The following is a 23661-nucleotide window of genomic DNA, read 5'->3' on the forward strand; positions in this document are numbered from 1 at the left end:
ATTCAGCGAAAGTAATAGCTGGCGTCGACAATCATACCTTGATGTGTCCTTCAATTTGTAGCCAAATGTATTCTTCGACTAATTAAAGAGCCTAGTGCTGTGCAATTTAGCTGATATTATCAATTTGCTTATCTTTCAATACATTCAACAGCCTAACATGATAGTAAAAGGTGTTAGCGAAGTAACAGTTAGTCTAACTTACAAACTGTTGAGACGTGTGGCTGGCCGTATTCTTAAGGGCTGGGAACGTGTCTTTCATAGAGGTATCTAGACTCGTTTTAACTTTGCCAATGTTGTTCACTAATATGATTTAATGTTGCTTATATCATTAATGTGTTTAAATAGACATAAAAATGAATTGGCTTTGAGATATTAAGTGTTTATAATAGAGGAAGCTCTACTAGCTATAATCACCCAACCATGTTGTTCTGGAAGGGTGATTTTATTTGTGTTTATTTAGTCAGTTGTTTGTTGTTCAAGCGCTGCTAATAACTCTGATCCGCTCATGACTTCATAATAATCATCATCAAGAAGCTCCACTTCTTTCATGTCCTGGGTGTGCATATAACCTAAAATCTCTTGACTGCCATCCTCTACGTTAACACCACAGATTGCCGCAAAGTCAATGTTACCATAAGCTAGCAAATCCTTGCGTAAATCTTTAATGGTTTCCTTTAAATCATAAAATGCATCGTCTCTCTCTTCATTTATCACAGACATATAAGACTCCTTTTATCTAATAAATTTGTCAATCCTCCTGAAGCATTGCTTGTTCGCTAGTACACCCACTTTCTAAAAGCGCTTTCATTTACAGAGTTATTATCGCATGTTTTCTACTAAAATAAAAGAGGAATCATGAGAATTTTAACGGAAAAAGTAATGGCTTAAAGCGACTACGAGTGGCCGCGATACATGATTATGTATCGCTTTTGAAATTTCGAATAAAAAAATATAAATCTATTTATATTATACAAAAAACTATTGTTTTCTTCAGATGAATAGTGTATCTTTTTCATTGTAGATACATTCACATACTCAAATCGTATAAAAAATAGACAATGAAAGGAGGATTACAATTGCCACAAGTGAATAGAACGGCATTTAAACAGTTGATAACAGTGAAAGGCTTAACTAATAAAAGCCTAGCTGAAAAGATATCAGTGTCTCCATGTACCATTAGTAATATTATGAACGGTAAAACCAGACCATGTTATGAAGTATTAGATGGTTGTTTTCATACGTTAGAATTGACAGAAGAAGAATTTATTACCTGTTTTTTTAGACGGAAAGAGTCGGACAAGGAATTAAACCAAGTATAGTGAAGTATCAGTGTCAGTATCAATTTAAGAGGACCGATTATATATAAGGTAGAGCACCTTTAGAGACGATGTGAAAAGATCTATAAATACTCAAGAAAGTAAGCGCTTAAATAATGAGTGCTGTAAAGCCAATAATCGAAAGGTGCAAACACATCATCGTTTAAGTCATCCTACTGGCCAACGGCATGATGGCTTAAACCATTGCAACAGGAAGTGTATCTCTTTATTATCTCGAATATGAGATAAAGCTAGATGGAGGTAAGAAAGAAGCCTATTCAGGAGAACTATTGTTTAGATAAAGGGAGGGACAATTTGGATTTTCAATCATTGTATAAATCTCGGGTGTTGGAGCAGTTTGACCCTTTGGTGCATAAGACCTTGGCTCGCTTGTTTATTAGTCCGCGACATGTGTCTTATGAGGATTATGCGCAGGAGTTGCGAGTGAAATTGTTAGAGATTGAGGCATCTTTCGATGGGAATGCCTTGGGTGAGGATCGGATTCGGTTTGTGGCTTTCGCTGGTCGAGGCTTGTATTGGTTTTTAGTAAGTTTGTTGCGCAAGGAAAAGCAGTTGAACTCAGTATCTTTTGATGATATTGAAGCCGCAGTAGAATGTGAGGTGCCGGTGGAGTCCTCTCGTTTGGAGCTTATGTTCTTTATGGAAGAAGCACGTCGGCGCTTGGATGCGGCGGAGTTTGAATTGTTTCAATTGTTGATTGATGGGGAATGGACGGTGACGGAGATTGCGCGCTTTTACAAGGTACAGCGTAAGGCGATTTATCGACGGAAGAAGAAAATTGTCGAAAAATTGAGTGACTTGAAGGAGCTATTACTTTAGCCACGCCTTTTACTTGCCAAAGGCGAGAGCGATTGGATAAGTAGGGTAGCGAATTTTATTTTGCGACCTTTTGTTAATAGACATAAGCAAATAGGACACAGTGTCATTAGACCGTGTCCTATTTGTTGTTCATTTAAATTTTTTTTCTACGGGCGGCTTATCTGAAAAAGTCTAGAATGCTATCTAGGAAACCGTCTTTTTTATCGACCGTATTGTTTGACTGACCTTGCGTGAGGCCGTCGAAGATGTTTCCTAATGCATCACTAGCAGAATTGTTATTGCCACTATTCTGGCCGTATTCTCGAACGGAGCGTGCCATTTGTTCGGCAATGTTTCCAGTTTCTTTCTGAACGCCTGCATTATCTAGACGATTCGTTTGCTTACGATCTGCCAGATACTTTAAAACGATAGGGGCTAGTAACATTAACACACGCTTGACTGCGCCAGGAGTGACCCCAAGGGTAGTCGCGATACGCTCGAAAATCCCTTGTTGATCATCAAAAACATGTCCTAATATTCTGTCTCCATCGTTTGTATCGACCTTATTGACTAATTCACCAAAGGAGTTGTATTGCTTGACGTCTTGATGTTGGTCTAACGCTTGCGAAAATGATGCTAAGCCTTGCGTATCATTGTTGTTACGGTTAATGGCTTGCAAAAGAATCGGTAAGCCTAGCGCAATAATTTTCCCGAAGTCTTTCTCGTCAACTTCTGCTCGCTGTGCCATTGAAGCGGTATCCTCACGACGCTCATAGTTCATGAAAAGGTCTAACAGGTTTCCACCAATATTATCAAATATGCTCATTTAAATTCTCCTATCTATTGTGATCTTATCCCTAGTGTAAAATGAATCGGTCTTTTTCACAAATTATATGATTGGAACGCGACCGCATCCTAAAAGAGATACGACTAATTGAAGCGGAAGCTTGCTTAATAAACGCTTTAGCATAGAAGCTTGTTTTAATGTCACAAGTTGTTTAAATCATGCGTTTATATGGGTGACGGGATATTGAATGAGTGTCTAAATGTGGGGAATGTGTGCTTGGATAACGGGGAAGGTTGTTAGATTGCTAGGGCAAAGGGGGAGATTGGAGTGTCTTTAATTGAGTTTGGGGGTCTGGCAGGAGCCTTAGTGGCGATTCTGACTCTATTATCGAAGCTAGTGAGTTTGATTGCGGCGATTCAGAAATTAATTAGTCGAATCGAACAGATGGCAGTTGATATTGTCAAAGGGGAAGAAGCGCGTGAGTTGTTGGCTGACAATGTGCACTCTCAAGAGAAAAAGTTGCAAGCCGCTGAAGGCTTGTTCGCAGAAGTGCGGCGTGAGTTGGGGGAGTTGAAGGACTCGGTAAAGGAGATGTTACAACATGTCATTTAATAATCAACAATACGACCGCTTGAAGTGGATCGTGTTAATATTCTTACCAGCTTTTGCTGGTTTAGTCGGTGGTTTAGGAAATTTGTATGGTGTAGCCAATGTGGACTTATATGTGACCACGGTCAATTTGTTGACGGCTTTCTTTGGGGCTTTATTGCAGGTTTCAAGTCGACATTATCATGATGAAACGAATGGATGAGTGTGGTTGAGGGAGAGTGGGAGCGAGTTAGTTGTTGATGGTGTTGAAGAAGGTGTCCTAAAGGCATGTGAGATGTGGGATGTGGGGATAAAAGAGTTTAGTAGCTGTTGGCTCTAAGGATAGGGAGTGGATGCGAAAGGTGGTAACAGCACAGAAGGTAGTTGACATTGCTGGTAAATATGTCGGGGCGAAGCAATATGGTAGTGTGCATAAAGGACTGATTGATCGTTATAACCAAGTGTTACCAAGACCCAGTGGCTATAAAATGACTTATGATGATGCTTGGTGTGATGCCTTTGTGACGGCAGTAGCCGATGAAGCGGGCGCGAACCACTTGATTGGTCGCGAGTGTGGCGTCGAAAGACATGTAAAGGTCTGTCGAGACTTAGGCATTTGGCTGGGGCGTGTAAAACCAGTGGTCGGGGATTTAGTCATGTTTGATTGGGATGGTGGTGGCTTTGCGGATCATATCGCTTATGTAGGCGAAGTATCAGGCGAACGCTTTCGAACGATTGAAGGCAATTCAAATGGTCGAGTCGAGAGAAATTGGTTCGCTTGGAATGATTGGCGAATCAAAGGTTTTGCACGTCCAAAATATGGCAGTGTGGCAGGAGGCGCTGGAGCAGGCGGAGGCAATGGGGCTGGTCGTCCACTCAAGCAATCAGTCAATGAGCTAGCGTCCCAAGTCCTGTTGGGAACTTGGGGAAATAATCCGGAGCGAACGCGTGCCTTAGTGGCGGCTGGCTATGATGCCTTGGCAGTCCAGAAGCGGGTGAATGAATTGATGAAGGGTCATCTGTCTAATGCTAGTCCTAAGGTCAAGCGAGTTCAAGTGTCTCAAAAGGCTGTCCGTTTCTATACGGGAGAAGTGATGGATGCTTGGGTAAAGGGGAGTTACTTTGATGTATTGGATCAGAAAAGGGTGCGTGGAGAAATGATCTATTTAGTAGGTTATAGGGGGGGCTTGATTGGTTGGCTACATGCGAATGATGTAAAGCTCCTATGAGTTAAGTCGCATTCAACAAAATAGGCCAAACATCCCCGCTCAATTTTTGGCTGACGGGTCGACTGTCAGCGTGGCGTATATAGAAGGTGTAATAAATAAGCATCGCATGAAAGTCCTGTTTAGACTGACAGCTTTCAAGCGATTTTACTCAGACGCTTAACGTAGTATACGCCTTGTCCAAGGTTAACTTTTAACTTATAAGCCATTTCTTAAGCAGCAGGCATGATGTCTAGAGACAGAATAACGGAGGAAAGGCTACACTTAATCGTTCGAAGAAAGCTTCTTTCGATTGGTATAAACAAGTGACGGTGCACCCATATAAGTGTTTATCTAGAAACAAAGCAAAGCTGATTTAAATCGAATAATCCAGTCTCACACTCATTCTTTTATAGGATGGTGTGAGGCTTTTTATGTGCAAACTTGCGAAGACTTTATGAATAAAGACCTCGTTTGAAGTGATTATATGAAGGGATTCAATCTGTGAAAAAGTATATTTATTGCGGCGGGCTTCAAGCTGCTTGAAGAGAGTGTTTCATCAGAATATTGTGTAAAAAATATTTTGTAAAGAGTTTAAAACGTATATTACCAAGGATGGAAAGGTTTTCTTAAGAATATATTAAGTTTCATTTAATGATAGGTTTACGTTTGACCTTAGGGCTAGACAACTTATAAGTGAGTTAAGCGGTTGCATTGAGTCTGGCGGTTTTTCATTTTTTTTGTATAAGTTGAATAGGAGGAATTCAAAATGGTAAAAAAATTAGTGATCAGGCTGAGTTTAGCCCTTTCTGTACTCATGCTCGCGGTGGGCGTTAGTCCACTAAATACTCTAGTCGTTTCAGCGCAAGACAATACAGTTTTACAAGTGTCCTATCCATCCTGGTGGGAAGATTGGTTCGTTGAGTTAAAGGCAGATTTTGAAGAAGCCAATGAGGGAGTAGCGGTAGAATTAATTCCCTTATTTGATGATGTGACGACGAAGCAAGCGATGATGATGCAATCGGCAGATACCGCTCCAGATGTTATAGTAGAAGATACCTATGTCATTAATTCGGATGTCAATGCAGGTTACTTAGCCTCAATGCAAGCGATGGTCGATGAATGGGAAGACTGGGGAAATTTTGAAGAGGCTGTAAAACAAGGTGTCTCAGCAGAAAATGGGGAAGTTTACGGCGTGCCATTTAGTACGGATGTCCAAGGACTTTGGTATAATCGAGAGATTTTTGAAGAGGTTGGCTTAGAAACAGATTTTGCGCCGACGTCATGGGAAGAGGTATTGGATGCTGCACGCGCTTTAAAAGAAAGTGGCCATGCCGCCATGCCTTTGTTTATCTATGTGACGAAAGCTACTGGTGAAGCTACTTCGATGCGTACGTTCCAAGTATTATATAGTGGAACAGGTTCTGAGTTTTATGATTTTGACGAAAGTAAATGGGTAGTGGAAGAACAAGCCTTATTAGATACGTTTGGTTTTATTGATACCGTTTTCCAAGAGGGATTAGGGCCAACGATGAGTGTGGCTTCTAATAGTCAAATTGGGACAATGTTAGCTGAGACGATGATGCCGAATAATGAAGTCGCGATGATTATGGATGGTAACTGGGTAACTGGTACTTGGCGCCGAGGTGACACCGCTGAACCGTATGACCATGCGATGGATGTTTGGGGCTTTATTCCTTTCCCGACTCAAACAGGAGATGGCGACGGCTTTACGTCGATGTCTGGAGGTTGGGCTTTTGCGATTCCAGAACAGGCAGATAATAAAGAGTTAGCGACTGCCTTTATCCAAATGGCAGTTGATGAAGAACATAAACTCGCTTATGTCTTACAAACTGGGGACATGACTGTCAGAACAGATGTAGCAGAAAGTGACGGTTACTTGACTCAAGACATCAGCAACTACGAAGAAGCGAATGAAATTCTTCAATATACTAACTTTAGACCAACAGCTGATGATTATGCGACGATTTCCACTCATATCCAAGAAGTCGTTGAAGCGTTGGCATCAGGTACCATTACACCAGAAGAAGCCGTTCAACAATATACGGATGGTTTAATTCGAATCGTCGGCGAGGAAAACATTGTGACTCGCTAAAATTTCATTAGTTACTAGGAGGCCATGACAGAATGGTCTCCTGTTTTTAGAATAGTCTTTTAGGAGGGGTTCGTGTGACACAAGTTAAAAATCAACCAACGACTAAACGGAGTGTTCTGTTACCGACTCTTTTATTTCTTTCGCCATCGCTTATTTTGTTAGTGGTGTTCTTTATCGGGCCGGTTATTATGACAGTTTTTTTCTCTTTTACCGACTTTTCTTTAACGGGTACCACAGCGCGAGAGGTTAGTTTTGTGGGCTTCGATAACTTTACCAATTTATTTAAAGATCACCGATTCTTTTCGTCTGTTAATGCCACGTGGATTTTTCTACTAGCCTCGGGAATTATCGGGCAACAGCTGTTAGGTTTCGTTGTGGCCTTTCTGATGCAACGTAAGAATAAACTCTTTCGCAAAGTGGTGGGGGCAACGATTATGGCTGGATGGGTGACACCTGAATTGATTGTGGCTATTTCATTTGTGACGCTTTTACATGATGGTGGAACGGTGAATGCATTGCTTGGAAGTTTAGGATTTAACCCTGTTTCTTGGTTATATGAGTATCCAATGATTTCAGTGGTTATCGCCAATATTTGGCAAGGATCGGCTTTATCAATGTTAATGTTTCAATCGGCCTTAGATAGTATTCCTGATGCCTTGTATGAAGCAGCTGAAATCGATGGCGCTGGGCCTTGGAAACGATTGTTGCACGTCACTTTGCCTGTTATTAAAGGAACGATTTTTACTAATTTAGTGATTATTACTTTAAGTACGTTAGGCGTCTTTACATTACTGTACACAATGACCGGTGGCGGGCCAGTAGGGCGCACATCAACCTTACCGGTCTTTATGTATGAACAAGCTTTTGTTAATTATCGATTAGGTTATGGAACGGCGATTGCTTTAGTCATACTTGTCTTTGGTATTCTGTTAAGTTTAATTTACATTCGCTTATTGCGTGTTAAGAATGATTAGGGGGGACAGACATGAGACAGAAGCAATATCAGCGTATAATTGGTTATGTAATATTGAGTCTAGTGGGCTTGCTCTTTGTCATCCCTTTATTATGGATTTTGTTGGCATCTTTTGATGAGAAGGCGACCCAAGTGCTGAAACTTCCAGCCAACGTGTTTTTCGGTAATTATGAGTCTGTGTTGGGTGATGTAAAAAATCAGACGGCCTTTAAAAATGGTCTGTTATTATCAGGAGGTCAAACACTATTAGTCGTAGTGCTTTCGATTCTTGCTGCTTACCCTTTATCACGCTTTAAATTACCTAATAAGCAGAAGGTGATGATGGGGATTCTATTTATGACTTCCTTGCCGATGACGGCAGTCATGGTACCGGTCTATCAATTATTTATTATGTTTAGGCTGACGGATTCTTTATTAGCCACGATGTTTTTCTTAACGGCCTCTCAGTTACCTTTTGGTATTTGGATGATGAAGAACTTTATGGATGGCGTGTCGCCTGAATTGGAGGAAGCCGCATGGATTGACGGAGCCTCGAGGTTAGAAGGAATCAGACGGGTTATCTTACCACTAATGACACCAGGCGTATTTACAGTGGCAATATTTACATTTATAGGGAGCTGGGGCAATTTCTTTGTGCCTTATATTTTATTATCCTCACCGAGCAAGTTGCCGGCTTCAGTTACTTTGTATCAGTTCTTTGGCCAATACGGCTATGCCGCATATGGTCAATTGGCAGCCTACTCGGTTATTTATATGATGCCGACTTTTATTCTATATTACTTCGCCCAAAACCATATGTCCAAGGGTTTCACGATGGGTGGAGCGGCGAAGGGCTAAGCTTTAGAAGGTGGATGTATGTTGATTAGTAAATGATGTACTGCGACTCGTAGCTGCGGGTGGCAGTATTTTTGTGTTCTTTTTCAGATAAATAGTCGTTTATATTCTGTATGAGAGTGGGTAATTGAGCTTTGTTTTTTCTTTAATCATGACGATGTTTCATTAGTCTGTGAGAATGGTTTTAGGGGGGATGCCAAGGGGAAGTGGCTTAGCTGTTTGTAGTCGGGAGCGTTACTTGTATAAGATGGCTTATATAATAGAAGGAAGATTTAAAAAAGCTATAAAAAGATGGTGGATTTTGGCTTTAGATTGAATCATTTAATGGATAGTGACACTGTTTAGCAATGCAGAAAGCCAGTTGACTGATCGGTCAATTTAAATGTTGGCCAACTATGAAATAGGTCCTTGGTGAATAGTCTGATTACGGTAGGACAGGAGGAATTACTATTTTGCACTTTTTCTCATGTACTAGCTGGTTTAAGTCATTGACTGCTCTAATAACATGACTGAAACAGGGAGTCGAGGTATTAGAATGTGATGCTGATTTTTAAGCTGAGCGAAGTAAATAAGCTTATAAGAAACATTTAAGTTGTTAATATTTTGGATGGTAGGTGCTAATAAGCTTTGGTTGTTTATTTAATCACAATTCAATCGTGCTAATGAACCTAACAGCAAAGGTTATTTATAACAATAGTTGTAAGCGCATTCCGTATTTGTGTTGACAATTCAAGAACTTATTGTTACGATATCATGTGAACAAGATAACAAGTGGGGGTTTTGTTTATAGGGTCATCAATTTAGCGGGAGTCACAGTCGTCGGGGTAACTATTGTTTTCATGTTGCTGAAAATTGAATGATAAAAAATTTAAGGAAGTGAAAGTTTAATGAAAAAAGGAAATAGTGGCAAGCAATTCAAGAAATACTTCTCGTGGTTGGTCAGTTTAATTGTCATGGTGCTCATCGGGCAATCGACACTCCCGTTCGCGAATTCCCAGGCAGAAGTTATGGCGACTGGAGCCAATCAACCGGCCAGCGAAGATATCGTGTGGGATTACGAGGCGGATGTCGTGGTAGTTGGTGCGGGCGCGTCAGGTTTGGCGGCGGCACTCAAGGCATTGGACGATGGGGCGTCGGTGCTTTTGGTCGAAGCCAACTTTGATGTCGGCGGGCATGTGGCCGTCAGTGAGGGACAATTTCACTCGGGAGGCGGGACCGTTGATCAAGAGGCTTGGGAAATCGCAGACTCAGCTGACTTGTATTACTATGACCACACGCGTGGCAATTCGGTAAACTCGCGCTATAATGATCGCGATTACACACGCTCGATTGCGAATGCGATGGTCGAAACCTATGACTGGCTGATGGACAATGGGATTGTGACCTTGGACGTTGAGCCGCTGGTTCGTGCTTACTACCGTGATGGCGGTAATGACGGCGATAGCGTGGGACGGATGACGTACGTGGACGCCTCAGAGTGGGAGAATACCTATACGGGTACGGAAGCCGCCGGGATTGGCATTAGCCGTCCTTTAGAACAAACGCTTCGTGAAGAAGGTGCGGAATTCTTGTTGAATTACCATATGGACAAAATATACCGTGATGGCATCTTTGAAGGCCAAGTGACGGGGATTCAAGCAAGTTATTCTCCAACGATTCTCCCAGGCGAAACCGAGCCTTTACAAAGCATGATGAGTGACGGCAATATTGAAGAATCCAATGAGCTTGTCAATATTAAAGCCAATAAAGCGGTAATTATTTGTACTGGTGGCTCGACAGGTAATGTTGAATTCCGGACAATGTTAGATCCGCGTTTGGGTGAGTATATGGATGGCTTGGCTGGGATGCCTTTCTCTGATCAAGATGCATCTGGTGAATATGCGGCTATGGAAATTGGGGCTGCTTTAGGCAGTTTAGGTAATTATACAACGGTGGTTGGTGCAAATATTACGGCTCCGCAACGTTTTGGTACGCAATACGGTTATGGACGAGGCTGGACAGATAAAAGTGTGATTTGGCCACTCGTTCGCACGAACGGCATTGTGCCAGATTATGACAGTCTGGTGATTGTTAATATGTTAGGTGAGCGAATTGGTAACGAAGATCAATATGCTTACGGTCAAATGGATACAGCACGTGAGCCTTTCTTTGACCAAGCCTTATCAGGCACGTTTGTTGACCTTGAAGGTGATGGCAATGCGGAAGCCTATGGTGGTCCTTTATGGGCGATTATGGATCAAGCAGCAGTTGAGCGTAATGGCTGGGATATCGACGGCGAAGGAGTTCTTGACTATGCGGAAGGTTATGCCTTTAAAGCCGATACTCTAGAAGAATTAGCGGCGATGGTGGTCAATAAATACCATGAAGAAGTCGAAATGGATGCAGAAACTTTGGTAGAAACCATGACGCGTTATAATGGTTTTGTTGAAGCGGGTTATGATGAGGATTGGCAACGTGAAAAAACACTGGTTCATTCAATTGAAGAAGGACCCTTCTATGCACTCTGGGCGACGCCAAGTATGCATGATACCTTAGCTGGTATTCGCGTTGATGGTAATATGCAAGTGATTGATATTTATGGCCAAACGATACCTAACTTATTTGCGGCAGGTGAAGCGAGTGGTGGGATGCGTGTTCACGGTCTAGGTCGCGTCTTAACGAGTGGTTATATTGCGGGTAAATCTGCCGTTTCGGTTGATGAATCTGGACTAGCAACTTCGGATACGAGTCTCAATCAAGACTTTGCGGGACAAGAAACCAACACTTTGACTAAAACGAATAAAGCCGAATACTTCTCACAACGCAACTTGAGTCAAGCAGCCATGCCTCATTCTGAGAAAGTCGCAGAAATTGACGCTTGGTTAGCTAGTGATGAGAGTGAGCTTGAGGTGGAAGAAGCTGATGCTGATGCTGAAGAAGGGCCGGCGGCGGATAATGTCTTTGAAGGACAATCCAATGATGGCTTTGGTGGACGTGTGAAAGTTCAAATTACTGTTGAAGGTGATCAAGTAGTTGATATTCAAATCACCGAACAATCCGAAACAGCTGGCATTGGGGTTGAAGCAATGAATGAGTTAGCCGAGCAGGCACTTGAAGCCCAAACAGCTGAATTAGAAGTTGTCTCTGGGGCAAGTGTTTCTTCTAATGCCTTTATGGAAGCCTTGAATAACGCAATGGAAGCAGCTGGCTTGTAGGGATAGCAAGTGGACAGATTTGGTTTTCGAGGACTGGAAACTGAAAGCCTAGTGGTTTAGGTCAGTAATATAATATATAACGAACCAATCTGTCGGAGGAATTCCGCAGGTTGGTTCGTTTTTTGGTGACGATTATTTTAATGTACCAACTGGAGAAGTGGGTTAATACGTTAGATAGTTTAACATGTCAACTGGATTGCTGAGTTAACACGTTAAAAATAGAATCTGACTAGCTGTCGGATTCTTTACTAGCTACGATGATTTTCTTAACCGCGTCTCAGTTACCTTTTGGTATTTGGATGATGAAGAACTTTATGGATGGCGTATCGCCTGAATTGGAGGAAGCCGCCTGGATTGACGGAGCTTCGAGATTGGAAGGAATCAGACGGGTTATCTTACCGCTGATGACACTTGGCGTGTTTACAGTAGCAATAGTTACATATATAGGCAGCTGGGGAAATTTCTTTGTGCCTTATATTTTATTATCCTCACCTAGTAAATTACCAGCATCAGTTACTTTATATCAATTCTTTGGCAAATACGGGTATGCCGCTTATGGCCAATTGGCAGCTTAATCGGTAATTAACATGATGCCGACCTTTATCCTATATTATTTCGCCCAAAATCATATGTCCAAGGGCTTGACGATGAGTGGAGCGGCGAAAGGTTAAGCCTTAGAAGGTGGCTGTATGCTGACTAATAAAAGATGAACTGTGACTCGTATTATGCGGGTGGCAGTTGTTTTTAACTGAGTTGCTGTCGTAGAATAAATGGTTAGACGCTTCATTGATTGAAGACATTACGAGTCAATTAATTTATTTGAGAAGACAACCGGTTAATTTATTTGAGGCCTTTAAATTCAATAAAAACACTAAGTCATTCTATGTATAATACACAGATGTGAAAAAACTCAAATATAAAACACATTAGTTCTTTTATTTCATTCTACTAGACCTTAATTTTACTGTCTAACTTAGTGTAGCCTAATCAAAAGAGAAACTTATAAAAGCTTGAAAGCTAGAATGAGACCGTGGGTTGAAAATAACGTTGGTCAACTAGTGGTTAGAGTCCTGCTAGTTATATGTGCGCCCCTTCGTTCGATTAGAGACTATTGGCTCTGGGCGGTGGGGCTTGCGGCCTTTGTTTACGTTTAGTTTAGGTAATGATGATGCTTATTTTCCCTGAGTGATTATCTGAGAAGGCAAGAGGGTTATCTTGTTGATTAGACTTCAGTGGCTGGTTTAGGTATAATGGTTAAGTATGTTAATTAAATAGCCTTGTTAGGTGAGGCTACTGTATAGAGAAATGCTGCTGCCCAGAAACATCCAAAGATGCCAATGGGTTAACAGGAACTTTCGAATTAAGGAAGTTTTTAATGCAGCTGGGGCTTCCCTATGCTATACAGAGCTAAAACTCGACGAAGAGGAGCAGATTTTTTATGGGATCAGTCTATAGATAAACACGCTCTTCGGGGCGTGTTTTTTGTTTGGAAAATTCTAGGAGGTGAGGCGTATGGACCCCAGGCCGGATTCAATAAGGTGTTTATTTAAAGCATTAAATAGTAAAAAAGAAGGGTGCCAGGATGCACCTTCTGGAAGGATTGATTGATATGATGAATTACGAAGCAATTTTCAAAGCAGCCAAACATAACGAGCGTCAAACATTCCGGGAGCTATTCTTCCGGTTACACGTAAAAGACCAAATGGATTTATTCCATGCGCTGTATCCCAAAAACAAACGTAAAATCGAAAATTTCTTATCGCCGAGTGAGTTTGCTAAATTATTCGAATGGATGACGCTGGACGAGCAGAGCGAGTTGTATGAAATTTTTACGGCGTCTTATATTAGCCAATTGTTGTCGCATATGGAAGGCGATAATGTGGTGAAGCTTTTGAATTATCTGCCAGATTCAGACTCAAACATACTGCTGGATTTATTGCCGGCAGAAAAGCGATATATAATAGAAGAGTTATTGGCATTCGATCCGGAAACGGCTGGTTCAGTGATGAACAAAAGCTTCTTGGTAGGCAAAGTTGAAGATACGATTAAGGTAACGGCAGAACGTGTACGAGGACTCGCTCAAGAAGTAGAAATGGTGTATTATATTTATGTCATTGACCAGGCGGGAAAGCTTAATGGAGTGGTCTCTTTGCGTGATTTAATTTTACATGCACAAGAGCAAACGCTAGGCGAAGTGATGATGACACGCCTTGTGTCTGTGGATTCAAGCGCAGACCAAGAAGAAGCAACCAAATTGTTGCAAGACTATGACTTGGTGGCACTGCCTGTTATAAATACAGCGGGCAAGATGTTGGGGATTATTACGGTCGATGATGTGATGGATATTATTGTTGAAGAAACGACGGAAGACTTCAATGAATTTGCTGCGATTAGTAAATCTAAACAACCTGTCTCGTCTGAAGAAACGACCTGGAGTATCGCGCGAGCGCGATTACCTTGGATAATTATTCTGATTTTCTTGGGAATGATTAGTGCGACGCTTATTAATTCTTTTGAAGAAACGTTAAATGAAGTAGTCTTATTAGCTGCCTTTATTCCAATTATTATGGATTCAGCCGGTAATGTCGGCACGCAATCTTTAGCCGTAGCTGTGCGTAAGATTACCATCGGTGATAATCGTAAAGGTGAAAGTTTAGGCAAAGTCGTTTGGCAAGAATTCTTAGTCGGAGGAATTTTAGGTGCGGCAGCTGGCATGACGTTAAGTTTAGTTGTCGCGATTTTCTACGGCAATAGTTTATTGGCTGTTATTATCGGCGTTTCCCTATGGTTTACGTTGAGTATCTCAACAGTGGTGGGTTCGGTGATTCCGATTCTAATTAACAAGTTGAAAATCGATCCAGCCGTTGCTTCAGGTCCATTTATTACGACCATCAACGATACCTTTGGTTTGATGATATACTTTAGTATCGCCACTCGGTTGTTGCATTTATTATAAGCTTTGAGAGTAGTAGTGGGCGAGGGATTGAATCTTTAGTTAGATGTGTGGGATCTGTCATCAGTCGCTTTATTAGCAATCGAAAGTCTGTGGCTTTCACCAAGAATCGCTTGATTAGTAAGCCAGGGTCTTAGCGTGTTTGCCTATCATTCATCATGAGCTTATCGTTTAAAAACAGATACACACGCACCCTTTATAGGCTTCGATGTCTTGTGGAAATGATAAGACATCAATAGATGATTACCGTGTAAGACTAATTCTGCCTGTCCTAATGATTAATAGACCTTTCATAAGAAGCACCCTCCAGACAATTGGAGGGTGCTTCTTTTTTTGGTGGGGGTGGGATTTAGCAAAATTTTGATAGTCAAAGACTCTTACTGAGTCTTCGTTTCTGTTTGTTTTCTTAGCCAATATCCAAAACTGTGTGTCGTTTCAAAAGGTGATAAATAGTCGAACTAGGCGATGATCTTTAATGAAGAAGTTAGGTGTGTGTTGTTTTATTAGCGTTCTTAATCTTCCGCCCGTTCATTCGTATAGCTGCTAATCGTGTGGGAGGTGGAAGGCGCTGCGTTAAATTTCGGTTAGTTTAGGTGGAGCGGTTACTTATTTTCCCTAAAGGAGTGTTTTTTACTGGGGTGAGTTCATTTCCTAAAACGCTTTCTTTTACTGTGTGAAAAGCTTATGATTAATGATAGAGTGTGTGCCTATTAGTTTATATAGATGAAGGGAAGAAGCGAATGTTTACAGTATTTATTGTAGAAGATGAGCAGTTGATTCGCGAGGGGATGTTGAAGTTGGTTGAGTGGCATCAGTTAGGGTTTGAGGTGATTGGGCAAGCGGCGGATGGTGAGTTGGCCTGGCCGATGATTCAGGACTTGCAGCCTGATATAGTGATTACGGATATTCGGATGCCTTTCATGGATGGATTGTCTTTGAGTCGGATTATCAAGCAACATTATCCGAATACGAAAATTATTATCTTGAGTGGTTATGATGAGTTTGAGTATGCTCAAAAGGCGATTAATATTGGGGTTGAGCATTATGTGTTAAAGCCGATTACGAAGGCTCAGTTGACCGAGTTGTTGGTGAAAATTCGTGAGGAAAAATTAAAGATGGTGGAACGGGAGGCGTCGCTGGCTTTACTGCAGCAAGAAGCGTTCAATCAGAAGCGACGTGTATTCTTTGAGGAGTTGATGACGGGTTCAAAGGAAGTATTCTCTTTGCTTGAGCAGGCCAATCATTTGCAGTTAGATGTGTTGAAAGATCATTATAAATTAGTGCTAATCATGATTCAACCGAAGGATCCGGGTGTATTGGCTGGTTTTTCTTGGACTATTATTGAGCGGATTCGTCAAGAGATGATTGAGGCGTTGACGTTGATTCCGAATTTATTTGAGTATAAAAGTAGTAGTGAATTGACCGTGTTTTTGTTGGCGGCCAATGAAGAAATTCAAGCAAGGTCATTTGAGGCAGAGTTTAAAATTCTAAGTTTTTTCGAGCAAGAGTATGATGATTTAGTTTTTTTAATTGCGACTACGAATTCATTTGACCGTTTGAGCGAAGTGTCCGAGTATTATAATATCGGTCGCAACCGCTTATTGGAACAATGGTGGCGGATCAAGTCTCAGCAGATTAGTTATTCTTATAATCCCCCTAGAATTAATTCGGTCTTAAAAATTGAGAAGCCAACGAAAGACGTTGGCCTAGCGCAAGCGGTCTTGGTAGATGAAACTAAGGTGAGTGGTCAAGGTGACACAAGGGCAGGGGGGGAAACTGACTTAGATTATCTGTCTTTTGAGAACATACCATTAGAATGGACCGATTCTAAAGTGCTGAGCGAGTTTCTACTGGAAGGAAGGCTTGAGGAAATTCCTGCTTTTATCGAGCGGATTTTAAAAGATGTGTCCGAGACTCAATGGCAAAGCCGGGCGTTCGTTCAATACATGTTTTTGAGTACGTATATGGCGCTGCAAGTCTTTATCCAAGCATTGGATCACACTTTAGATGACGCGTTAGAACAATCGATTAAATTGCCGCTAGCTTTTGAACACGAACCGTCGAAAGAATTATTGGTTACTTATTTAAAAGAAGCCTTGAAGGATGCATTAGTAGCGCGTCATCAGCATAGGAAGAGTCGTTATTATGACGTAATTCAGGAAGCGAGTGCTTATATTTATCAACATTATGGTGAGGTTGATTTAAGGTTATCGGATATTGCGAACAGTGTGAATATTAGCCCAGCTCACTTTACGACGATTTTTAGTCAAGAAACAGGTAAGACGGTGACGGAATTTATGACGGAAGTCAGAATGGGGCAAGCAAGAATATTACTTAGAACGACTAATCAAACGCATTATGAAATTGCTTTGGCCGTCGGCTACCGTGATGTGAGTTATTTTAGTCGTTTATTCAAAAGATATCATAATGTCTCCCCAGGTAACTATCGTAAAGGGGTGATTTAAATGGCTGAAACATTTCAAGAAAAGCGCGTAAAATTTCAGCGCCAGGGTAAACGACGGTCTTTTAAAGAGCAACTAAATCGCTGGTCCTATTCGAGCCTATTAGTGTTTTCGGTCATGATGGCTATTCTATTAGTGATGATGATGTTTTTCAATCGTGAGTATCATGCCTCTTTACAGAATGCGAACGTAGCGGCCGAATTCAATAACGAGTTTAAGAATAAGCTTGATTTAGAAATGTATTATTATGTGGTTGGAGCTAGAGATTATCAAAGTCTCCCTCAAGAAGATATAGTGCAAGCTTCTGAAATTGTGGCCAGGCTGCAAGAAACGACCACCGATTCGACTAACCAGTGGCGCTTGCAAAGCATGTTGAATTTGTTGACGCGTTTGGATGAAGTGATGATTGAATTATCTGAGACATCAGGCTATGATGAACGCATGATTTCATTGGAGAATAACATTTATATTATTACCGATTTAATTGAAACTTATATGAATGATTATATATCGGATGAATTGCAAGTTTTAGCCAATATTCAAAAAGTCATCCAACAAAGAACCTTCTGGCTAGTTGGTTTGAGTATTCTGTCTTATTTACTTGTGATGTTTGCGCTCACTCGTTCAACCGTTCGCTTTACCAGTCGGATGGTCTCGCCGATTAAACAGTTGATTCATAAGACACAACAAGTCGGTTCGGGCGATTTCTCGAGTGCGCCCATTGAAACGGATAATGTGGAATTTAATGAGTTGGATCAAGGGGTCGATTTGATGAGCCAGCAACTAGAACAGCTGTTGCTTGATATGACGCAGGAGCAAGCCTTATTAAGAAAAACGGAGTTTGAATTATTGCAGGCACAGATTAATCCGCACTTTTTATATAATACGTTGGACTCAATTATTTGGCTCGCTGAAAGTAAGCAGAGTGAATTAGTCGTTCAAATGGTATCTAGTCTAGGCGAGTTCTTTCGAACGTCTTTAAGTAATGGCAAAGACATTATCACTTTAGAAACAGAAATGAAGCAAGTTGAGAGTTATTTGGAAATCCAAACAATACGTTATAACGATGTACTAGAGTATTCCATTGAATTGGATCCAGCATTATATCCTTATCAAATTCCTAAATTGACTTTACAGCCCTTAGTAGAGAATGCATTATATCATGGGATTAAACTCAAGCGTGGCAAAGGGCATATCCGCATTTCTGGTGAAGTTGACGAAGAGGAACAAATCGTTATTCGTGTTTGGGATAATGGCGTAGGGGTTAGTCAAAGTCAATTGGAAGACTTGGCTAGGAGTGTGACGAGCGAGAATGGCTTGAACCAATTAGGTTTGATGAATGTGCATCAACGGTTGCGGCTCTATTTTGGCCAGGGGAGTGGTTTGTCTTTTCGTTCGGTTGAGGGTGAGTGGTTTGAGGTCCAGGTGCGTTTTCCAATGATAAGTCATTAATTTCGAAAGATTTTACCTATTGTGTGTCACTGTAGAATAATAAGTCATGTTGTGGCAATGATTATTCATACTAATGTAAGCGTTTGAGTTGTATTATATAAATGAACAAGTCGTTCAACAATAAAAGCAAGGAGTGTTCATATGCAAAATATTGTCAAAAGATTTATGACCTTAGTCTCAGTCGTCCTTGGTTTATCATTCATTCTTGGTGCCTTTCCTGCTAGTGTTCATGCTGAAGATCTAATCGTTGTTGGTTTTTCTCAAGTAGGGGCTGAATCAGATTGGCGTACAGCCAATACTAAGTCGATGCAAGACACATTCGTTGAAGCGAATGGTTACCGTTTGATTTTTGATGACGCGCAACAGAAACAAGAGAATCAGATTACAGCGATTCGTAATTTTATTCAACAAGAAGTTGATTATATTGTTCTAGCGCCGGTTACGGAAACGGGTTGGGATACAGTTTTACAGGAAGCTCAAGATGCTGCCATTCCAGTGATTATTGTTGACCGTATGATTGATGTCTCGGATGACGCGCTGTTTACTGCTTGGGTTGGATCTGACTTTAAATTAGAAGGTGACAAGGCCGTTGAGTGGATGCAAGAAACTCAAGCGGAAGAATTGAAGATTGTTCACTTACAAGGAACGATTGGATCATCTGCTCAAATTGGTCGTTCTGAAGGGCTAGAAGAAGGTGTTGAAGCTAACGAAGGTTGGGAAATTATTGCTCAACAAACAGGCGAATTTACACAAGCTAAAGGTCAAGAAGTAATGGAAAGTATCTTGAAGCAACATGATGATATTAATGTCGTGTATGCAGAAAATGACAACATGGCTTTTGGTGCGATCGATGCGATTGAAGCAGCTGGTAAAACAGTTGGGGTTGATGGCGATATTGTGGTCATCTCCTTTGATGCAACTCGTGCGGGGCTTGATGCTACTTTAGAAGGTAAAATTAACTATAACGTGGAATGTAATCCGCTTCACGGGGTGCGTGTAGATGCCTTGATTCAACAGTTAGAAGCTGGCGAAGAAGTTGATAAGTTAGCTTATGTTGAAGAAATGACCTTTGATGCGACAACAATTACTCAAGACGATATTGACGCTCGCGAATATTAAGACTGAATAGGAAGTTCAATTAAATCTGGGGTATCTGATATGTCGTCGGATGCTCCTTTGTTTATTAATCGATCGGTTGTCGGTAGCAGAGGCAAGAAAAGTGGGTGGATGTTATGAAGGAAACGGTATTAAAAATGACTGGAATTGATAAAAATTTTCCAGGGGTTAAAGCGCTAAGTGGCGTAGAGTTTGAATTAAGAAAAGGAGAAATTCATGCGTTAATGGGTGAGAATGGCGCTGGAAAATCAACCCTAATCAAAGTGTTAACAGGCGTCTATGAAAAAGATTCAGGAGAAATCTATTTAAACGAAGCAACGACGGCTGTTTCTTTCGATTCCCCCAAAGCTGCGCAAACCAGTGGCATTCAAACGGTTTACCAGGAAATCAATTTACTGCCAAATTTAAGCGTAGCGGAGAATTTATTTCTGGATAGGGAGCCTCGTAAGTGGGGCATGATTGATTGGAAGAAAATGAATGCACTAGCTGCTGAACTGTTGAAGAAATTGGACATTAAGATTGATGCGCATAAGCAGTTAAGTGACTGTTCAATCGGGATCCAACAGATGATTGCTATCGCACGGGCTGTTGATATGGAGTGCCAGGTCTTGATATTGGACGAGCCGACCTCGTCTTTAGATGATGACGAAGTGAAGAAGTTGTTTCGCTTAATGACGGCACTGAAAGAACGTGGAGTAGGCATTGTCTTTGTGACGCACTTTTTGGAACAAGTTTACGAAATCTCGGACCGAATTACTGTCTTGAGAAATGGTGAATTGGTTGGTGCTTACGATACGAAAGAGTTACCAAGGCCAGAACTAGTCGCGAAGATGATGGGGAAAGACATTGATGACCTAGCTCGAATCAAAGCAGAAGGACAGGCCGTACAAGATGTTATTAGTAGCCACACTTTATTGGAAGCAAGGGGTTTATATAGTACAGGTTCAATCAAGCCATTTGACTTAACTTTACATCCACATGAAGTGATTGGCATTACTGGCTTGTTAGGTTCAGGGCGTAGTGAATTGGTGCGAACCATCTTTGGGGCGGATTCGCAAGATGGCGGTAAGTTGTTGATGAAAAATCAGGAATTGACCTTTAAGGCGCCGATTAATGCGATGAAGCGTGGCATAGCTTACTTACCTGAAGACCGTAAGAAAGATGGTATCTTTCAGGATTTATCAGTTCGCGAGAATATCATAATTGCCTTGCAGACGAAACAAGGCATTTTCCAGCAAATTAGTCGCAAGGAAACAGAAGCCTTTGCGGATCGTTACATTGACTTGTTGCAAATTAAAACGGCCAGTCGTGAAACGCCGATTAAACAATTATCAGGTGGGAATCAACAGAAAGTTATTATAGGTCGTTGGTTATTGACTGAACCAGAGTTACTGATTTTAGATGAACCAACGCGTGGGATTGATGTGGGAACGAAGACTGAAATTCAAAAGTTAATGATTGATTTGGCTGCAAAAGGGATGTCGATAATCTTTATCTCATCTGAAATCGAAGAAATGATTCGAACATGTAGTCGGATGATAGTGATGCGTGATGGCGAAAAAGTAGGCGAATTAAGCGATCAACAATTAGATCAAGAAACAATTATTTGGACGATTGCAGGAGGGGTGAAGCAACATGGTAAATCATAAAGAAGGGTTTCGTTTAAGACAGCTGACATCCCATCATCTCTTTTTACCAATACTGGCGCTCCTGTTAATGATGCTGATTAACTTTATCTTATCGCCAAGTTTTTTCTCAATTACGATTAATAATGGGGTGTTGTATGGCTCCTTAATAGATGTGATGAACCGGGCTTCGGAATTAGTCATTTTAGCCATAGGTATGACGCTCGTAACAGCGGCTTCTGGTGGACAAGACATTAGTGTCGGGGCGACGATGGCAGTTACAGCTGCAGTTGTCACACAAATTCTATCGGGTGGCCAAGTATCAGTGTCAGAGTATCAAAATTCAATAATTTGGGCGCTGGCAGCAGGGCTGCTGGCTGGGATGTTATGTGGTGCCTTTAATGGTTTCTTAGTTGCCAAGATGAGAATTCAACCAATGGTCGCCACCTTGATTTTATATACAGCTGGGCGTGGTATCGCGCAATTGATTACGCAAGGACAAATTACTTATGTACGTGTCGAGGCTTATAAGGTTGCGGGGAACTATATCGCCGGTGTACCGATTCCAACGCCAATGATTATTTCAACCGTGGTTGCGCTGATTGCGTTTGTTGTTCTGAAGAAAACGGCCCTAGGTTTATTTATCGCAGGCGTCGGCATGAACAGCAGTGCGGCCCGTTTAGTGGGCTTGAACGAACAGCGAATAAAAATCATTGCCTTTGTATTAAATGGTTTTCTAGCAGGAATCGCCGGTTTTATTGCCTCTAGTCGAATTTATTCGGCGGATGCGAATAATATTGGCCTTAATATTGAGATGGACGCGATTCTAGCCGTAGCATTAGGTGGGAACTTACTAAGTGGGGGTAAATTTAGCTTGATGGGATCCATTATTGGTGCCTATACGATTCAAGCATTAACGACCACCTTGTACTCTTTAAATGTCTCCGCCGATCGTTTACCTGTTTATAAAGCAATCGTTGTTTTATTAATTGTCATCGCTCAAAGTGAGACGGTCCAACAATCGGTAAAGCAATGGTTACCTAATCAAAAGAAATTAAGTAAAGTTCAGGGGGAGGTTTAAGATGAAGAAGCAGAAGAAACTCAATGATTCGACCTTCCTCTTACTGATTACAATTTTATTATTTACCGTCATGTATTTAATGGGGATGTTCGTATTTGCGGATAAAGGCTTTGCGAAACCTCAAATGTTCTTGAACCTATTTATCTCGAACGCTGGATTGATTGTCATTGGAACTGGCCTAACCTTAGTGATGATTACAGGTGGCATTGATATTTCGGTAGGATCCGTGACGGCGTTAATCTCTATGGTCTCCGCTTACTTAATGGAAGTCTCCGGCTTAAGTGTTTATGTAGCTGTTTTGAGTTCTTTGGTGATTGGTTTATTGTTTGGTATGTTACATGGGTATTTAGTGGCTTACTTAAAGATCCAACCCTTTATTGTAACTTTAGCCGGCATGTTCTTAGCGAGAGGGCTGACGGCAGTCGTCAGTACAGAAATGATTGCGATTAAGAATGAGATCTTTTTATCCTGGGCTAATAACAAGATTTACCTTCCTTTTGGGACGGTCAATAAGAAAGGGGTCTACTTACCCGCTTATATCTATCCGACTGTGATTGTCGCAATCCTGGTCGTCGTTGTTATTTTCTTAGTCTTACGGTATACAAGTTTTGGACGTAAGCTCTATGCGATAGGTGGCAATCCACAAAGTGCATTAATGATGGGAATACGTGTCCAAAGGGTTAAGATGTTGACCTATACCTTGTCAGGTCTTTTGACGGGGATTGGCGGTTTCCTCTTCTGTTTAAACAGTGGGGCAGGTTTTGTTGAACAGGCGAAAGGTTTAGAAATGGATGCGATCTCATCAGCAGTTATTGGAGGGACGCTTTTATCCGGAGGTATCGGTAATCCGATTGGGACAATGTTTGGAGTCTTAATAAAAGGAACGATTTCCAGTTTAGTAACGACTCAAGGAACCTTATCTAGTTGGTGGGTTCGAATTATCTTATCCCTATTACTTTGTTTCTTTATTGTTTTACAAAGCGCGATTGCGATCAGAAAACGCCGACGTAAAAAAAGTTAGTTTGTCTAGTGGTCAGTTTTCGGTTAGTAGAGTATAGATGACCACATTTAATTTATTTCTCCTGGGGACAGCTCTTATGGGCTGTCTTTTTGATTACGCATTGGCTGAGGACATAAAAA

Annotated in this window: 19 protein-coding genes and 1 riboswitch; of the genes, 17 read left to right on the forward strand and 2 right to left on the reverse strand. The window is 41.3% G+C overall.

The features are described 5' to 3' along the window. Nucleotides 1-456 precede the first annotated feature (456 nt). Nucleotides 457-720 carry a hypothetical protein gene (locus ACTQ5J_RS07155; protein ID WP_441751881.1) on the reverse strand — a complete coding sequence of 88 codons (264 nt, stop codon included), beginning with the start codon at nucleotides 718-720 and terminating at the stop codon, nucleotides 457-459. 365 nt (nucleotides 721-1085) lie between these two features. Between ACTQ5J_RS07155 and ACTQ5J_RS07160 the strand changes: the two genes are divergently transcribed. Further along, nucleotides 1086-1319 carry a helix-turn-helix domain-containing protein gene (locus ACTQ5J_RS07160; protein WP_441752274.1) on the forward strand — a complete coding sequence of 78 codons (234 nt, stop codon included), beginning with the start codon at nucleotides 1086-1088 and terminating at the stop codon, nucleotides 1317-1319. Nucleotides 1320-1631: 312 nt separating this feature from the next. Then, nucleotides 1632-2156, forward strand: coding sequence for a sigma-70 family RNA polymerase sigma factor (locus ACTQ5J_RS07165; RefSeq protein WP_441751883.1), 525 nt, complete (start codon nucleotides 1632-1634; stop codon nucleotides 2154-2156). Between the two features lie 157 nt (nucleotides 2157-2313). On the opposite strand, the gene ACTQ5J_RS07170 is transcribed toward ACTQ5J_RS07165, so the two are convergent. Continuing rightward, nucleotides 2314-2961 carry a DUF937 domain-containing protein gene (locus tag ACTQ5J_RS07170; RefSeq protein WP_441751885.1) on the reverse strand — a complete coding sequence of 216 codons (648 nt, stop codon included), beginning with the start codon at nucleotides 2959-2961 and terminating at the stop codon, nucleotides 2314-2316. A 288-nt stretch (nucleotides 2962-3249) separates the two neighbouring features. On the opposite strand from ACTQ5J_RS07170, the gene ACTQ5J_RS07175 reads away from it, so the two are divergent. From ACTQ5J_RS07175 to ACTQ5J_RS07245, 15 genes are all read left to right on the forward strand, one after another. Further along, nucleotides 3250-3534 (forward strand): hypothetical protein, encoded by a 285-nt coding sequence (locus ACTQ5J_RS07175; RefSeq protein WP_441751886.1) that lies wholly within the window; start codon nucleotides 3250-3252, stop codon nucleotides 3532-3534. Beyond that, complete coding sequence (locus tag ACTQ5J_RS07180; RefSeq protein ID WP_441751888.1) at nucleotides 3524-3733, forward strand: phage holin; 210 nt, start codon at nucleotides 3524-3526, stop codon at nucleotides 3731-3733. The genes ACTQ5J_RS07175 and ACTQ5J_RS07180 overlap by 11 nt, the downstream gene beginning before the upstream one ends. 130 nt (nucleotides 3734-3863) lie before the next feature. Further along, nucleotides 3864-4739 (forward strand): CHAP domain-containing protein, encoded by an 876-nt coding sequence (locus ACTQ5J_RS07185; RefSeq protein WP_441751890.1) that lies wholly within the window; start codon nucleotides 3864-3866, stop codon nucleotides 4737-4739. A 745-nt stretch (nucleotides 4740-5484) separates the two neighbouring features. Next, the gene (locus ACTQ5J_RS07190) at nucleotides 5485-6831 is read left to right on the forward strand and encodes an extracellular solute-binding protein (protein ID WP_441751892.1); all 1347 of its coding nucleotides are present in this window, start codon (nucleotides 5485-5487) and stop codon (nucleotides 6829-6831) included. A 74-nt stretch (nucleotides 6832-6905) separates the two neighbouring features. Continuing rightward, a complete protein-coding gene (locus tag ACTQ5J_RS07195; protein WP_441751894.1) occupies nucleotides 6906-7805 on the forward strand; it encodes a carbohydrate ABC transporter permease in 900 nt (299 codons plus the stop codon). A gap of 11 nt (nucleotides 7806-7816) precedes the next feature. Then, complete coding sequence (locus tag ACTQ5J_RS07200) at nucleotides 7817-8641, forward strand: carbohydrate ABC transporter permease (protein WP_441751896.1); 825 nt, start codon at nucleotides 7817-7819, stop codon at nucleotides 8639-8641. Between the two features lie 884 nt (nucleotides 8642-9525). Beyond that, entirely contained in the window at nucleotides 9526-11832 is a 2307-nt protein-coding gene (locus tag ACTQ5J_RS07205) for an FAD-dependent oxidoreductase (RefSeq protein ID WP_441751897.1), read from the forward strand. Between the two features lie 257 nt (nucleotides 11833-12089). Then, nucleotides 12090-12407, forward strand: coding sequence for an ABC transporter permease subunit (locus ACTQ5J_RS07210; RefSeq protein ID WP_441751899.1), 318 nt, complete (start codon nucleotides 12090-12092; stop codon nucleotides 12405-12407). Between the two features lie 694 nt (nucleotides 12408-13101). Further along, nucleotides 13102-13264: riboswitch (M-box (ykoK) riboswitch) on the forward strand. A 177-nt stretch (nucleotides 13265-13441) separates the two neighbouring features. Then, nucleotides 13442-14788 carry a magnesium transporter gene (gene mgtE / locus ACTQ5J_RS07215; protein WP_441751901.1) on the forward strand — a complete coding sequence of 449 codons (1347 nt, stop codon included), beginning with the start codon at nucleotides 13442-13444 and terminating at the stop codon, nucleotides 14786-14788. 737 nt (nucleotides 14789-15525) lie between these two features. Then, nucleotides 15526-17250: a response regulator transcription factor gene (locus ACTQ5J_RS07220; RefSeq protein WP_441751903.1), complete on the forward strand. Its 1725-nt coding sequence runs from the start codon at nucleotides 15526-15528 to the stop codon at nucleotides 17248-17250. Continuing rightward, nucleotides 17251-18699 carry a sensor histidine kinase gene (locus ACTQ5J_RS07225; protein WP_441751905.1) on the forward strand — a complete coding sequence of 483 codons (1449 nt, stop codon included), beginning with the start codon at nucleotides 17251-17253 and terminating at the stop codon, nucleotides 18697-18699. Between the two features lie 141 nt (nucleotides 18700-18840). Beyond that, a complete protein-coding gene (locus ACTQ5J_RS07230) occupies nucleotides 18841-19818 on the forward strand; it encodes an ABC transporter substrate-binding protein (protein WP_441751907.1) in 978 nt (325 codons plus the stop codon). A 113-nt stretch (nucleotides 19819-19931) separates the two neighbouring features. Next, nucleotides 19932-21464: a sugar ABC transporter ATP-binding protein gene (locus tag ACTQ5J_RS07235; protein WP_441751909.1), complete on the forward strand. Its 1533-nt coding sequence runs from the start codon at nucleotides 19932-19934 to the stop codon at nucleotides 21462-21464. Further along, entirely contained in the window at nucleotides 21451-22521 is a 1071-nt protein-coding gene (locus ACTQ5J_RS07240) for an ABC transporter permease (RefSeq protein ID WP_441751911.1), read from the forward strand. Before ACTQ5J_RS07235 ends, ACTQ5J_RS07240 begins: the two co-directional genes overlap by 14 nt. A gap of 1 nt (nucleotide 22522) precedes the next feature. Further along, nucleotides 22523-23542, forward strand: a complete 1020-nt coding sequence (locus tag ACTQ5J_RS07245; protein WP_441751913.1) for an ABC transporter permease subunit — start codon at nucleotides 22523-22525, stop codon at nucleotides 23540-23542. Nucleotides 23543-23661: the final 119 nt, after the last annotated feature.

This window comes from Fundicoccus sp. Sow4_F4 (assembly GCF_052116145.1).
In the GTDB taxonomy this organism is placed as follows: Bacteria; Bacillota; Bacilli; order Lactobacillales; family Aerococcaceae; genus Fundicoccus.

Coding starts and splice junctions, on each gene's coding strand:
- ACTQ5J_RS07155 (WP_441751881.1), bottom strand. CDS start 720: ATGTCTGTGATAAATGAAGAGAGAGACGATGCATTTTATGATTTAAAG.
- ACTQ5J_RS07170 (WP_441751885.1), bottom strand. CDS start 2,961: ATGAGCATATTTGATAATATTGGTGGAAACCTGTTAGACCTTTTCATG.
- ACTQ5J_RS07180 (WP_441751888.1), top strand. CDS start 3,524: ATGTCATTTAATAATCAACAATACGACCGCTTGAAGTGGATCGTGTTA.
- ACTQ5J_RS07185 (WP_441751890.1), top strand. CDS start 3,864: ATGCGAAAGGTGGTAACAGCACAGAAGGTAGTTGACATTGCTGGTAAA.
- ACTQ5J_RS07190 (WP_441751892.1), top strand. CDS start 5,485: ATGGTAAAAAAATTAGTGATCAGGCTGAGTTTAGCCCTTTCTGTACTC.
- ACTQ5J_RS07200 (WP_441751896.1), top strand. CDS start 7,817: ATGAGACAGAAGCAATATCAGCGTATAATTGGTTATGTAATATTGAGT.
- ACTQ5J_RS07205 (WP_441751897.1), top strand. CDS start 9,526: ATGAAAAAAGGAAATAGTGGCAAGCAATTCAAGAAATACTTCTCGTGG.
- ACTQ5J_RS07210 (WP_441751899.1), top strand. CDS start 12,090: ATGATTTTCTTAACCGCGTCTCAGTTACCTTTTGGTATTTGGATGATG.
- mgtE (WP_441751901.1), top strand. CDS start 13,442: ATGATGAATTACGAAGCAATTTTCAAAGCAGCCAAACATAACGAGCGT.
- ACTQ5J_RS07220 (WP_441751903.1), top strand. CDS start 15,526: ATGTTTACAGTATTTATTGTAGAAGATGAGCAGTTGATTCGCGAGGGG.
- ACTQ5J_RS07225 (WP_441751905.1), top strand. CDS start 17,251: ATGGCTGAAACATTTCAAGAAAAGCGCGTAAAATTTCAGCGCCAGGGT.
- ACTQ5J_RS07230 (WP_441751907.1), top strand. CDS start 18,841: ATGCAAAATATTGTCAAAAGATTTATGACCTTAGTCTCAGTCGTCCTT.
- ACTQ5J_RS07235 (WP_441751909.1), top strand. CDS start 19,932: ATGAAGGAAACGGTATTAAAAATGACTGGAATTGATAAAAATTTTCCA.
- ACTQ5J_RS07240 (WP_441751911.1), top strand. CDS start 21,451: ATGGTAAATCATAAAGAAGGGTTTCGTTTAAGACAGCTGACATCCCAT.
- ACTQ5J_RS07245 (WP_441751913.1), top strand. CDS start 22,523: ATGAAGAAGCAGAAGAAACTCAATGATTCGACCTTCCTCTTACTGATT.